The organism is Halomonas sp. Bachu 37 (assembly GCF_039691755.1).
Lineage (GTDB): Bacteria > Pseudomonadota > Gammaproteobacteria > Pseudomonadales > Halomonadaceae > Vreelandella > Vreelandella kashgarensis.
The window spans coordinates 73,916-87,149 of the sequence record NZ_CP137552.1; the positions used below are offsets into that span (position 1 = coordinate 73,916).

The following is a 13,234-nucleotide window of genomic DNA, read 5'->3' on the forward strand; positions in this document are numbered from 1 at the left end:
ATCTATGTTGCGACACGCTATATTCTGATAATTTATACAGTTTTTCAGAGCTGTCGCGACATGGCCGATTTTCGTACCCACATCACCATCGCCACCGTCGGCGGCGCGCTGTTCGCCTATGGCGGCTGGCAGGCGCAGTGGTGGCCGGGCTCCCAGGCGCTGTTGATGCCGGCCTTGGTGGCGTTCGGCGGCATCCTGCCGGATATCGATGCCGACCGGTCGCGCTCCATCCGGTTGATTTTCAACCTGCTTTCCGTACCCGCCCTGGTGCTGGGCGCACTGCTGCTGCAGCCCTGGCTGACCCCTGGGGTGTTACTGCTGAGCTGCGGCGCCATCTATTTTTCGGTGCGCTATCTGGGAGGAGTGCTGTTCGCTCGCCTGACGGTGCATCGAGGTATCTGGCACTCGCTGATGGCGGGGATGCTGTGCAGTTTCATAGCGGCGGCCTTGAGCTTTCAGCTACTGGGCCAGGAATCATGGTTGGCCTGGTGCCATGGCGTGGCAGTAGGCTTGGGGTTTCTGATTCATCTGCTGCTCGACGAGTTGTATAGCGTGGATCTCGAGGGCGCGCGGCTGAAGCGCTCTTTCGGTACCGCCTTGAAGCTCTGCGATGGCCGCCGGCCGGTCTCCTCGCTGCTGATGCTGATCGCCACTGGGGCGTTACTGCCCTGGGTGCCGCCATGGCATGTACTGGGGGATATTCTGGTTCAGGGATCACTGTTGTGGCGGTAATCGTCGGCTTTCAGTTGGTGTTTCTTGAGCTTGTCGTAAAGTGTCTTGCGCGGAATGCCCAGCTGGTGGCAAACGTCGCTGACCCGCCCACGATGACGGGCCAGGGCCTGGCTGATCAGGCTTTTCTCGAACAGCTCCACCTGGCGGGGCAGGTTGGGTTCACGGGTATCGGTGGCGCTTCCTTCCAGCAGTGCGTCGAGGCGGTAGTCGAACGCCGCGCCCAGCAGCACGTAGCGCTCGGCGAGGTTGCGCAATTCCCGCACGTTGCCCGGCCAGTCATGGGCCAGCAGCACGGCGATGCCGCTGGCGTCCAGGCTGGGAACTTCGAGTCCGCTGCGATTGCCCGCCACCACGGCAAAGTGCTGGAACAGCAGCGGAATGTCTTCGCGCCTTTCGCGCAAGGGCGGCAGCGCCAGGGTCACCACGTTGAGCCGGTAATAGAGGTCTTCGCGAAAATCGCCGTTTTCGGCAGCGGTTTTCAGATCGACCTTGGTGGCGGTGATGACGCGCAGATCCAGGGGCACCGTCTCGTTGGCGCCCAGGCGCTCGACCGAGCGCTCCTGCAATACCCGTAGCAGCTTGACCTGCAGGGCCAGCGGCATCGACTCGATCTCGTCGAGGAACACGGTGCCGCCATTGGCGTGTTCGAACTTGCCGATACGCCGCTCGACAGCGCCGGTGAACGCGCCCTTCTCATGGCCGAACAGCTCGGACTCGATAGTGCTCTCCGGTACTGCGCCGCAGTTGATGGCCATGAAGGGTTTGCCGCGCCGCGAGCTGCGTTCGTGGATGGCGCGCGCCACCAGGTCCTTGCCGGTGCCGGTTTCACCGAAGAGCAGCACATCGGCTTCCACCTGGCTGATGCGCTGGATCATGGCAGCCAGGCGTGAAATGACCGCAGTGCGCCCCACCAGCCGCGGCCCCAGCGCCGCCTGTTGCACTTCCAGTTCCGCTTTCAGGCGGCGGTTTTCCAGGCTCAGTTGGCGCTTCTCCAGGCCCCGGCGGACCACTTCCACCAGTTGGTCGCCGGCGAAGGGCTTTTCCAGAAAATCCCAGGCACCTTCGCGCATGGCTTCCACCGCGGTGGAGATGTCACCGTGTCCGGTGATCAGGATGACCGGCAGGGTGGGGTCGCGCTGATGCAGCTGGCGCAACAAGGCCATGCCATCCATGCCGGGCATGCGAATATCGCTGACTACCACGCCGGGGAAATCCAGCGGGAGTTGGCTCAGCGCCTCTTCGGCATTGTCGTAGCAATGGGGAGTGTAACCGGCAAGCTCCAGTGTCTGGCTCGCGGTAATGCGCAAGTGAGCCTCGTCGTCGATCACCATTACGGGAGAGGTCGCCGGTTCATGCATGGGTAAGGGTTTCCTGGTGGGAAGGAGGCGGCGCAGCGCGGGCCAGGGTAAGCGTGAAGCAGGCCCCGCCCTCGGGCCGATTGTAGACTTGCAGCTTGCCGCCCAGATCGTCAACGATACGCGAAGAGATCGACAAGCCCAGCCCCAGGCCGCTGCCCGGCGCCTTGGTGGTGAAAAACGGCTCGAACACCCGGCCCAGGTGGGCGTCGGGTATCCCCGGGCCGTTATCCGCCACGCGGATCGTGACTCGGTCGCCGCGCTCCTCGCCACTGATGGACAGACGCGGGGCGGCTGTCTCCTTCATGGCCTGCAAGGCGTTGCTGATCAGGTTGACCACCACTTGTTCCAGGCGCACGAGATCCGCTTTCGCCCATATCGTATGCTCCGGCCAGGCGTGTTCCACGCGTACCCGACTGTCGTAAAGCCGGCTCTGGAACAAGCGCAAGGCGTACTCGGTACAGGCTTGCAGCGATACCGTCTCCTCCCGCTCGCCGCTCTTGCGCGAGAACTGACGCAGCTGGGCGCTAATATCCGCCATGCGCTTGGTGAGCTCGATGATCTGCTCCAGGTTGGTATCCGCCCGCGCCGGATGCTCGCGCGCAATGAAGCTGCGGGCATTCTCGGCATAGGCGCGAATGGCCGCCAGCGGCTGGTTGAGCTCGTGATTGATGCCGGCCGCAAGTTGCCCCAGCACCGCCAGTTTTGCCGCCTGGATCAATTCATCCTGGGTCTGGCGAAGATTATCTTCCGCACGCCGTCTTTCTTCGATTTCCGCTGACAGCCGTTCATTGCTCGACACCAGGTCGCGGGTACGATGCTTGACGCTGATTTCCAGTTCGTCGCGAACGCGCGCCAGCGTCTTGCGTTCACGCTCGGCGAATTCCTCCCGCTCCCGGCGCAGGCGCAGGCGTTGCCAGCCAATGCCGCCTCCCAGCAGGATTACCCCATAAAGACCGCCAGCCATCAGCCCGGCGATCCACTGGGCCCGGATCACTGGTGTCAGCGGCTTGAGAATATGCATCTGCCAACCGAACTCGGGGATGTGCCGGCTCAGGCTCAGGTAATTGCCTTCGCTGAGCGGGCCATGGGCAAAACTGACGATACGGCTCTGCTTGCCGTAGGTGTCTCCTGCTTCAATGCCCGAGGGTGGGAGGGGTTCGTTGGCGTAACGGCGAGTTTGTAAAAGTGCCTGGTGTTCTTCTTCCGAGAGCGGGTGCAGTGCCGTCATGCGCAACTCGGGGCGGCTGGCCATGAAAATGATGTCATCGCCGTCCGAGACCAGCAGTTCGGCATCCTGCTCCGCCCAGCTGTCCTCCACCCCATCCAGCAGGACCTTGACCACCATGACCCCGTCGGGGCGCGCATCAGGTGCGGTATCGTCGAGCCATACCGGCGCGGAAAAGTAATAGCCGCGCTCCAGCGATTGCACGCCCAGGCCGTAGAAGCGCCCCTGGCCTCCGGCGATGGCGTCCTGATAATAGCTTCTGAATTCGTAGTTCTGACCAATAAAGGTGTTAGGGCGGTGCCAGTTGCTGGCCGCGAGAGTGTCGCCGTGGCGGTCGAGCAGGTACACATCCGATACATCGGTGGTGAAGCGGAAGCGGTCCAGAAGCAGGTTCAGCGGCATGGCATCCTGGGTATCGGGGGAGGCCAAGAAGCGCTGTACGCCTTCGCGCGTGGCGAGCATGCTGGGCAGGTAGTCATAGCGCAGCAGATAGCCGTTCAGGTTGGCCGCGGATAGGCGAAGTTCGTTTTCGGCATCCTTGTGCAACGTGTCGAGCGCCTGTTCCTTGGCCAATTGCGTGGCTTGCCAAACGAATAGCACCAAGCCGAGAGGGATCGCGACCAGCCATAAACGTCGCCAGCGCCGCGACAGGCCGGCAAGCGCGACATGCTGTGTCCGCAAGCCGGTAGCAGCCTTGCCGGACGGGGATACCGGATTCATGCCGGTGCTGCACCTTGGGCGCGACGCAAGGCGCGTTGCGCTCTCGTTTCGGCACGCGCCATTTCCAGCAGGCCATCTTCGACGAAGACAAGATGCTCATGGGCGCGCAAGCGTGCATCTTCCGCCTTACCTTCGAGAATGGCGTCGAGCAGGGCCCGGTGTTGCTTCATCAATTGGCTGCGTGAGCCGGGCTTGGCGAACAGGTGGGCCAGGTTATCGACGATACTCTTTTCCAGTAAATGAAAGATGCCGCGTATGGTGTGCAGAAGCAGCACGTTGTGCGCCGCTTCGGCAATGGCCAGGTGAAAGGCGGCGTCCAGTTTCGCTTCCTGGGCGGGGTCGGCTCCGGCGAAGCCGCTATCGAGTTCCTCGAAACGCTGGATAAGCACGGATTTATCGGCTGGCGTGGAGCGCAGCGCGGCATAATAGGCCGAGATACCCTCCATGGCATCGCGAAATTCGAGCAGGTCGAGATCGAACTCCTTGTGGCGGGAGAGCATTTCCAAGAGCGGGTCGGTATAGCCGCTATTGAGTTCCTCGTTGACGAAGGTGCCGCCACCTTGGCGGCTGCTCAATAACCCACGGGCGGCCAGTTTCTGAATGGCTTCACGCAAGGAAGGGCGCGAGACACCGAAACGTTCCGCCAGCTCGCGCTCCGGCGGTAGACGGTGGCCGGGCTTGAGGCTGCCTTCCAGAATCATGCCTTCCAGGCGTTCGGTGATTACGTCGGCGAGACGTTGTTGGCGTAGTGGCGGATAATCCATGGAAAGCCCTCTTAATTGGTAAGACCAATATTAACGTGTGTTTTGAAGGCAAACAATATCTACCCCGGCATTTCGCGACGCCATCCCTGACTTCATTACCTTATTACCAGCGCTCTTTCACTAAAGTATAAACAAGCAAAGTGCCGCTATCTGCGCTTTGCATTTGACAGCGCTTCCTCCGCTCCCTAGTGTTGTCGAAATATTATATGTCAATTGGTTTTACCAATTATTCTTGTTTCGTTGCCACAAAAGGCAGCGATAGGAGACGAGCGCTCGCCATGACTCCCGTCAAGCTGTATCCCCCCAAGCCGGAAAAGGTCTATTTCTACGGAACCTGTCTGGTGGACATCTTCTTTCCCGAGGCCGGCCTGGATGGTGTGCGCTTGCTGGAGAGAGAAGGTATCGAAGTGGTTTTTCCCGAGGATCAGACGTGTTGTGGCCAACCCGCCTATACGTCAGGATACGAGAGCGAGGCGCGGGCAGTGGCCGAATCGCAGCTGGCGCTGTTTCCCGAGCCATGGCCCATCGTGGTGCCATCCGGTTCCTGTGGCGGCATGATGCGCACTCACTATCCGGCACTTTTTGCTGGTACAAACAGTGAAGTACGAGCGATGGAAGTCGCTGGACGCATCTTCGAGCTGACCGAATTTCTGGTTCATGTCTGCCATCTTCAGCTGGAGGATCGCGGAGCGCCGGAAAAGGTTGCCATGCATACCTCCTGCAGTGCCCGGCGCGAGATGGGTCTGGCGGAAACCGGCCCGGCCCTGCTCGCCAAGCTGGGCCATGTGGAGCTGGTCGAACAGGCGCGGGCGGCTGAGTGCTGCGGTTTCGGCGGCACTTTCGCGGTACGCCATCCCGAGGTCTCGGCGGCCATGGTCGAAGACAAGACCCAGGCAATCGAAGCGACTGGCACGAAACGCTTCGTGACCTCTGACTGTGGTTGCCTGATGAACATCGGCGGCCGTTTCGAGCACCAGGAGAAGCCGGTGCAGGGTGAGCATATTGCCAGCTATCTATGGCGGAGAACTTCATGAGCGTCGAAATCTATACGCCGCAGGCCTTCCATCGTCAGGCCCACGACGCCCTGGGCAATCCGCAGATACGGGGCAACTTCCGCAAGGCCATGGATGGTCTGATGACCAAGCGGCGCGACATATTCAACGACTGGGACCTGGAGACGCTGCGTGAGCTGGGGGCGAATATTCGCCTGCGGGCGCTGGCCAAGCTTCCCGACCTTCTCGAGCAGCTGGAGGCCAACTGCCAGGCCAACGGAATCCAGATGCACTGGGCCGAGGATGGCGACCAGGCGTGTCGTATCATCCGCGAAATATGCCAGGCGCGCGGTGCCAAGTCGGTGATCAAGGGCAAGTCGATGGTTTCCGAGGAGATGCACCTGAATGCGCATCTGGAAGAGGCGGGCATCGAGGCGCTGGAGTCGGATCTCGGCGAATACCTGGTACAGCTCAATGAACAGACGCCGTCGCATATCATCATGCCGGCGATTCACCTCAATACCGATGAGATTTCCGACATCCTGCATGACAAGACGGGTACCGAGCGCACCCGCGATGTCGACTACATGACGGCGGCAGCCAGACAGCAGTTGCGTGAACGTTTCATGTCCGCCGATGTGGGGGTTTCCGGCGTCAACTTCGCGGTGGCTGAAACGGGTACGCTGTGCCTGGTGGAGAACGAAGGTAACGGGCGCATGACCACCACCGTGCCGCCGGTGCATATCGCCGTGACCGGTATCGAGAAAGTGGTGGAACATCTGCGCGACGTGGCGCCGCTTTATGCGCTATTGACCCGTTCGGCCACCGGCCAACACGTCACCACCTATTTCAACCTGATCAACTCGCCGCGCAAGCGGGGAGAGCGCGATGGGCCCGAGGAGGTTCATCTGGTGCTGGTCGACAACGGCCGCTCCAGCATTTATCAGGATGACGAGCTGCTCGATACGTTGCGTTGCATTCGCTGCGGCGCCTGCATGAATCATTGCCCCGTCTACACGCGGGTGGGCGGGCATACCTACGGTACCACCTATCCCGGTCCGATCGGCAGTATCCTGATGCCGCACATGCTGGGGCTGGAGGCGACCCAGGACTTGCCAAGTGCCTCCAGCCTTTGCGGCGCTTGCGGTGAGGTCTGCCCGGTCAAGATTCCCATTCCGGACCTGCTGGTGCGTCTGCGCAAGGAGGCCGTAGGAGAGGGGCGAGGAAACGTTCTCGGTGCCGGTGTCAAACGTAACAAGAAGGAAGTTGCCGCCTGGAAAAGCTGGCAGTGGATGGCGACCCATCCCGGTGCCTGGCGCGGCGGCACGGCTATTGCCGGCAAGTTGCAAGTGATGATGCCGGCCAAGCTCGGCCCCTGGACCGATTATCGCACCATGCCGAAACCGGCCAAGACGTCGCTGCATGCCTTGATGAAGCGACACCGTCAGGAGAAAGAGTCATGAGCGCACGCGATACGATTCTCAGGCGCTTGCGCGAGCGTACCGACGGCCCGTTGGCTGCGCCGAAAAGTGATTTTGCCGTGGTCACGGGGCGCGGCTGGAGCCATGACGAACGCCTGGAGCGTTTCGAGCGCTGGATCACTTCGGTGCATGGTGAAGTGATCCACACCCAGCGCGACAACTGGCTTGAGGTGTTGAGCCAAGTCGTCTCGGCAAAATCCATTCGCCGGCTGGCGCTGGGCCGAGAGCACCCGGTCGCGGCTGAAGTGCGCATGGAGCTTGCCGCCAGCGAGTTGAAGTTGGTGGACTCCGACCGGGACGTGGAGGGCTGGCAGCGTGAGCTTTTCGAGCAGGTGGATGCAGGGCTAACCTCGGTTCGGGGCGCTATTGCCGAGACAGGCAGCCTCTGGCTGTGGCCGACGCAGGACGAGCCACGCCAGCTTAGCCTGGTGCCTCCCATCCATATCGCCGTGCTTGATGCATCCAGCATCGAGGACACTCTCTTCGATGTGATCGAGGCACATGGTTGGTCGCAACAGATGCCGACCAATGCGCTGTTGATTTCAGGGCCGAGCAAGACGGCGGATATCGAGCAGACCCTGGCTTATGGAGTGCACGGGCCGAAAGAGTTGGTCGTGATCGTGCGCCATTAAAGTCGCTTGTCATTTTTTTACAAACCTCTTGCCAACCCCGCCGCGAATCCGTAAAGTACGCATCCGCTGCCGGGGACGCCAAGCGTTTCCAGCGGTGGATGAAGGTGAAAACCTTCGGATTGTCAGGAAGTTAGCGAAGTTTTGATCGCTCGCTTCACGCGCTGACATCAGCGGTTGACAATCACCAGGAAATGCGTAGAATACGCCTTCCTCGCTGAGGCAAGCCAGTTCAACGGCAAGCCAGTGACTTCTCTTGAAGTTCAGCAGCGAAACAGCTCTTTAACAATTTGATCAGGTAATTCATGTGGGCGCTTGCCGATGAGGGTGATAAATCACCAAATATCAAGGCAAGCGAACACCAAGATACACTTAGGTGTATCACAGTGAATTCGTTTGAAACCTTGAGCCAAGATTGGTTCGCTTTCTCCTTCGGGAGAGCAAGAACCGCAATGATTGTAAACTGAAGAGTTTGATCATGGCTCAGATTGAACGCTGGCGGCAGGCCTAACACATGCAAGTCGAGCGGTAACAGGGGAAGCTTGCTTCCCGCTGACGAGCGGCGGACGGGTGAGTAATGCATAGGAATCTGCCCGGTAGTGGGGGATAACCTGGGGAAACCCAGGCTAATACCGCATACGTCCTACGGGAGAAAGGGGGCTTCGGCTCCCGCTATCGGATGAGCCTATGCCGGATTAGCTGGTTGGTGAGGTAAAGGCTCACCAAGGCGACGATCCGTAGCTGGTCTGAGAGGATGATCAGCCACATCGGGACTGAGACACGGCCCGAACTCCTACGGGAGGCAGCAGTGGGGAATATTGGACAATGGGGGCAACCCTGATCCAGCCATGCCGCGTGTGTGAAGAAGGCCCTCGGGTTGTAAAGCACTTTCAGCGAGGAAGAACGCCTTCGGGTTAATACCCCGGAGGAAAGACATCACTCGCAGAAGAAGCACCGGCTAACTCCGTGCCAGCAGCCGCGGTAATACGGAGGGTGCAAGCGTTAATCGGAATTACTGGGCGTAAAGCGCGCGTAGGCGGCGTGATAAGCCGGTTGTGAAAGCCCCGGGCTCAACCTGGGAACGGCATCCGGAACTGTCACGCTAGAGTGCAGGAGAGGAAGGTAGAATTCCCGGTGTAGCGGTGAAATGCGTAGAGATCGGGAGGAATACCAGTGGCGAAGGCGGCCTTCTGGACTGACACTGACGCTGAGGTGCGAAAGCGTGGGTAGCAAACAGGATTAGATACCCTGGTAGTCCACGCCGTAAACGATGTCGACCAGCCGTTGGGTGCCTTGAGCACTTTGTGGCGAAGTTAACGCGATAAGTCGACCGCCTGGGGAGTACGGCCGCAAGGTTAAAACTCAAATGAATTGACGGGGGCCCGCACAAGCGGTGGAGCATGTGGTTTAATTCGATGCAACGCGAAGAACCTTACCTACCCTTGACATCCTGCGAACCCGGAAGAGATTCCGGGGTGCCTTCGGGAACGCAGAGACAGGTGCTGCATGGCTGTCGTCAGCTCGTGTTGTGAAATGTTGGGTTAAGTCCCGTAACGAGCGCAACCCTTGTCCTTATTTGCCAGCGCGTAATGGCGGGAACTCTAAGGAGACTGCCGGTGACAAACCGGAGGAAGGTGGGGACGACGTCAAGTCATCATGGCCCTTACGGGTAGGGCTACACACGTGCTACAATGGCCGGTACAAAGGGTTGCGAGCTCGCGAGAGTCAGCCAATCCCGAAAAGCCGGTCTCAGTCCGGATCGGAGTCTGCAACTCGACTCCGTGAAGTCGGAATCGCTAGTAATCGTAGATCAGAATGCTACGGTGAATACGTTCCCGGGCCTTGTACACACCGCCCGTCACACCATGGGAGTGGACTGCACCAGAAGTGGTTAGCCTAACGCAAGAGGGCGATCACCACGGTGTGGTTCATGACTGGGGTGAAGTCGTAACAAGGTAGCCGTAGGGGAACCTGCGGCTGGATCACCTCCTTAAACGATGCGTCATCCTCGCGGCAAGCGCTCACAATGAATTACCTGATCAGAATGCTGTTGATACGCAGTGATAAGGGGTTTTGCTCTTCTCACGTTAAAAAGAAAAAAGAAAAGTCTTTTAAAGATATTCTCCTTTTTTCAACGTGAAAGAACCCTTATCACTGCGCATAGCAGTCGCTCTTTAACAATGTATATCATGCTGACATAAACGTCTTTTTAAGACGTTTATACGTAAATTGTTTTGTGATACGTCTCAAGCGTATCCGGCAATCGTTATCATTGCGAGATTCAGACTCCTTCGGGTTATAGGGTCAAGCAATGAAGCGCACACGGTGGATGCCTAGGCAGCCAGAGGCGATGAAAGACGTGGAAGCCTGCGATAAGGTTCGGCGAGGTGGCAAACAACCTGCGACCCGGACATCTCTGAATGGGGAAACCCACTCACCATCAGGTGAGTATCGTATCCTGAATCCATAGGGGTACGAGGCGAACCCGGGGAACTGAAACATCTAAGTACCCGGAGGAAAAGAAATCAACCGAGATTCCCCCAGTAGCGGCGAGCGACCGGGGAGTAGCCCTTAAGCATGAGACTGATTAGACGAACGTGCTGGGAAGCACGGCCGTAGCGGGTGATAGCCCCGTAGTCGAAAATCTGATCATGTGAAATCGAGTAGGTCGGGGCACGAGAAACCTTGACTGAAGACGGGGGGACCATCCTCCAAGGCTAAATACTCCTGGCTGACCGATAGTGAACCAGTACCGTGAGGGAAAGGCGAAAAGAACCCCGGAGAGGGGAGTGAAATAGATCCTGAAACCGTGTGCGTACAAGCAGTAGGAGCCCACTTGTTGGGTGACTGCGTACCTTTTGTATAATGGGTCAGCGACTTATTTTCAGTGGCGAGGTTAACCGTATAGGGGAGCCGTAGGGAAACCGAGTCTTAACTGGGCGCACCAGTCGCTGGAAATAGACCCGAAACCGGGCGATCTATCCATGAGCAGGGTGAAGATTGAGTAACATCAATTGGAGGCCCGAACCAGGATCTGTTGAAAAAGATTTGGATGACTTGTGGATCGGAGTGAAAGGCTAATCAAGCCCGGAGATAGCTGGTTCTCCTCGAAAGCTATTTAGGTAGCGCCTCACGTATCACCACCGGGGGTAGAGCACTGTTTCGGCTAGGGGGTCATCCCGACTTACCAACCCGAGGCAAACTCCGAATACCGGTGAGTGCCAGCGTGGGAGACACACAGCGGGTGCTAACGTCCGTTGTGAAAAGGGAAACAACCCAGACCGTCAGCTAAGGTCCCCAAATCCTGGTTAAGTGGGAAACGAGGTGGGAAGGCTCAGACAGCTAGGAGGTTGGCTTAGAAGCAGCCATCCTTTAAAGAAAGCGTAATAGCTCACTAGTCGAGTCGGCCTGCGCGGAAGATGTAACGGGGCTAAACCAGGTACCGAAGCTACGGGTTCATCCTCAGGATGAGCGGTAGAGGAGCGTCGTGTAAGCCGATGAAGGTGGATTGAGAAGTCTGCTGGAGGTATCACGAGTGCGAATGCTGACATGAGTAACGATAAAGGGAGTGAAAAACTCCCTCGCCGGAAGACCAAGGGTTTCTGTTCGATGCTAATCAGAGCAGAGTGAGTCGGCCCCTAAGGCGAGGCCGAAAGGCGTAGTCGATGGGAAACGGGTCAATATTCCCGTACCGGACATGATTGCGATGGGGGGACGGAGAAGGCTAGGTGAGCCAGGCGTTGGTAGTCCTGGTGAAAGTGAGTAGGCTGAGGAATCAGGCAAATCCGGTTCCTCAAGGCCGAGACACGAGACGAACAGCCCACGGGCTGGAAGTCACTGATGCCACGCTTCCAGGAAAAGCCTCTAAGCACCAGATCATGTGCGACCGTACCCCAAACCGACACAGGTGGTCAGGGTGAGAATCCCCAGGCGCTTGAGAGAACTCGGGTGAAGGAACTAGGCAAAATGGTGCCGTAACTTCGGGAGAAGGCACGCCGGCGTATCGTGAGAGCCCCCGCGGCTTCAGCGAGAACCGGTCGAAGATACCAGGTGGCTGCAACTGTTTAGTAAAAACACAGCACTCTGCTAACGCGCAAGCGGACGTATAGGGTGTGACGCCTGCCCGGTGCCGGAAGGTTAAGTGATGGTGTTAGGCCTCGGCCGAAGCTCTTGATCGAAGCCCCGGTAAACGGCGGCCGTAACTATAACGGTCCTAAGGTAGCGAAATTCCTTGTCGGGTAAGTTCCGACCTGCACGAATGGCGTAATGATGGCCACGCTGTCTCCACCCGAGACTCAGTGAAATTGAAATCGCCGTGAAGATGCGGTGTACCCGCGGCTAGACGGAAAGACCCCGTGAACCTTTACTATAGCTTCACACTGGACGCTGTTGTTGCCTGTGTAGGATAGCTGGGAGGCTTGGAACTGCGGACGCCAGTTCGCAGGGAGCCGACCTTGAAATACCAGCCTGGCATCATTGGCGTTCTCACTCAGGTCCGTGATCCGGATCGAGGACAGTGTGTGGTGGGTAGTTTGACTGGGGCGGTCTCCTCCCAAAGCGTAACGGAGGAGCACGAAGGTACCCTCAGCACGGTCGGACATCGTGCAATGAGTGCAAGAGCATAAGGGTGCTTGACTGCGAGACAGACACGTCGAGCAGGTGCGAAAGCAGGTTCTAGTGATCCGGTGGTTCTGTATGGAAGGGCCATCGCTCAACGGATAAAAGGTACTCCGGGGATAACAGGCTGATACCGCCCAAGAGTTCACATCGACGGCGGTGTTTGGCACCTCGATGTCGGCTCATCACATCCTGGGGCTGAAGTCGGTCCCAAGGGTATGGCTGTTCGCCATTTAAAGTGGTACGCGAGCTGGGTTTAGAACGTCGTGAGACAGTTCGGTCCCTATCTGCCGTGGGCGTTGGATGTTTGAGAAGCGCTGCTCCTAGTACGAGAGGACCGGAGTGGACGACCCTCTGGTGTTCCGGTTGTCACGCCAGTGGCATTGCCGGGTAGCTATGGTCGGACGGGATAACCGCTGAAAGCATCTAAGCGGGAAGCCCCCTTCAAGATGAGACATCCCCGAGGCCTCGAGCCTCCTGAAGGGCCCAGCGAGACCAGCTGGTCGATAGGCACGGTGTGGACGCGCTGCAAGGCGTTGAGCTAACGTGTACTAATGGCCCGTGAGGCTTGACCCTATAACACCCAAGGGGTCTGCTCAAAATGATAACGATCGCGTGTGAACACACGCAGAGAACCGGATACGCAACGAGTAAGCGACACGCTTGCTTGAAGTGACAGAGACGCTCACAAAACACGTCAATGGCAACACACCAGG

At 58.5% G+C, this 13,234-nt stretch carries 7 protein-coding genes and 2 rRNA genes; 6 read left to right on the top strand and 3 right to left on the bottom strand.

Going from position 1 to position 13,234, the window contains the following annotated elements; translation table 11 throughout:
• Positions 1-60: 60 nt before the first annotated feature.
• The gene (locus R5M92_RS00330; RefSeq protein ID WP_346797030.1) at positions 61-732 is read left to right on the top strand and encodes a metal-dependent hydrolase; all 672 of its coding nucleotides are present in this window, start codon (positions 61-63) and stop codon (positions 730-732) included.
• On the opposite strand, the gene R5M92_RS00335 is transcribed toward R5M92_RS00330, so the two are convergent.
• Genes R5M92_RS00335 through R5M92_RS00345 form a run of 3 tightly spaced genes read right to left on the bottom strand, consistent with a single transcriptional unit; the run spans position 708 to position 4,799 of the window.
• Positions 708-2,090, bottom strand: coding sequence for a sigma-54 dependent transcriptional regulator (locus R5M92_RS00335; RefSeq protein ID WP_346797031.1), 1,383 nt, complete (start codon positions 2,088-2,090; stop codon positions 708-710). The two genes, R5M92_RS00330 and R5M92_RS00335, sit on opposite strands and share 25 nt — an antisense overlap.
• Complete coding sequence (locus R5M92_RS00340) at positions 2,083-4,035, bottom strand: sensor histidine kinase (RefSeq protein ID WP_346797032.1); 1,953 nt, start codon at positions 4,033-4,035, stop codon at positions 2,083-2,085. The genes R5M92_RS00335 and R5M92_RS00340 overlap by 8 nt, the downstream gene beginning before the upstream one ends.
• Positions 4,032-4,799: a GntR family transcriptional regulator gene (locus tag R5M92_RS00345; RefSeq protein WP_346797033.1), complete on the bottom strand. Its 768-nt coding sequence runs from the start codon at positions 4,797-4,799 to the stop codon at positions 4,032-4,034. Before R5M92_RS00345 ends, R5M92_RS00340 begins: the two co-directional genes overlap by 4 nt.
• Before the next feature lie 278 nt (positions 4,800-5,077).
• Between R5M92_RS00345 and R5M92_RS00350 the strand changes: the two genes are divergently transcribed.
• From R5M92_RS00350 to R5M92_RS00370, 5 genes are all read left to right on the top strand, one after another.
• Positions 5,078-5,833, top strand: a complete 756-nt coding sequence (locus tag R5M92_RS00350) for a (Fe-S)-binding protein (RefSeq protein ID WP_346797034.1) — start codon at positions 5,078-5,080, stop codon at positions 5,831-5,833.
• Positions 5,830-7,254 carry a LutB/LldF family L-lactate oxidation iron-sulfur protein gene (locus tag R5M92_RS00355; protein ID WP_346797035.1) on the top strand — a complete coding sequence of 475 codons (1,425 nt, stop codon included), beginning with the start codon at positions 5,830-5,832 and terminating at the stop codon, positions 7,252-7,254. The genes R5M92_RS00350 and R5M92_RS00355 overlap by 4 nt, the downstream gene beginning before the upstream one ends.
• Complete coding sequence (locus R5M92_RS00360) at positions 7,251-7,904, top strand: lactate utilization protein C (RefSeq protein WP_346797036.1); 654 nt, start codon at positions 7,251-7,253, stop codon at positions 7,902-7,904. The genes R5M92_RS00355 and R5M92_RS00360 overlap by 4 nt, the downstream gene beginning before the upstream one ends.
• Positions 7,905-8,361: 457 nt before the next feature.
• Positions 8,362-9,894, top strand: a 16S ribosomal RNA gene (locus tag R5M92_RS00365).
• Positions 9,895-10,203: 309 nt separating this feature from the next.
• Positions 10,204-13,094 (top strand): 23S ribosomal RNA (locus R5M92_RS00370).
• The 16S and 23S rRNA genes sit together here, the layout of an rRNA operon.
• Positions 13,095-13,234 lie beyond the last annotated feature (140 nt).

Bases quoted from the DNA above. Each gene is read 5' to 3' on its own strand.
- R5M92_RS00330 (WP_346797030.1), top strand. From the start codon at position 61: ATGGCCGATTTTCGTACCCACATCACCATCGCCACCGTCGGCGGCGCG.
- R5M92_RS00335 (WP_346797031.1), bottom strand. From the start codon at position 2,090: ATGCATGAACCGGCGACCTCTCCCGTAATGGTGATCGACGACGAGGCT.
- R5M92_RS00340 (WP_346797032.1), bottom strand. From the start codon at position 4,035: ATGAATCCGGTATCCCCGTCCGGCAAGGCTGCTACCGGCTTGCGGACA.
- R5M92_RS00345 (WP_346797033.1), bottom strand. From the start codon at position 4,799: ATGGATTATCCGCCACTACGCCAACAACGTCTCGCCGACGTAATCACC.
- R5M92_RS00350 (WP_346797034.1), top strand. From the start codon at position 5,078: ATGACTCCCGTCAAGCTGTATCCCCCCAAGCCGGAAAAGGTCTATTTC.
- R5M92_RS00355 (WP_346797035.1), top strand. From the start codon at position 5,830: ATGAGCGTCGAAATCTATACGCCGCAGGCCTTCCATCGTCAGGCCCAC.
- R5M92_RS00360 (WP_346797036.1), top strand. From the start codon at position 7,251: ATGAGCGCACGCGATACGATTCTCAGGCGCTTGCGCGAGCGTACCGAC.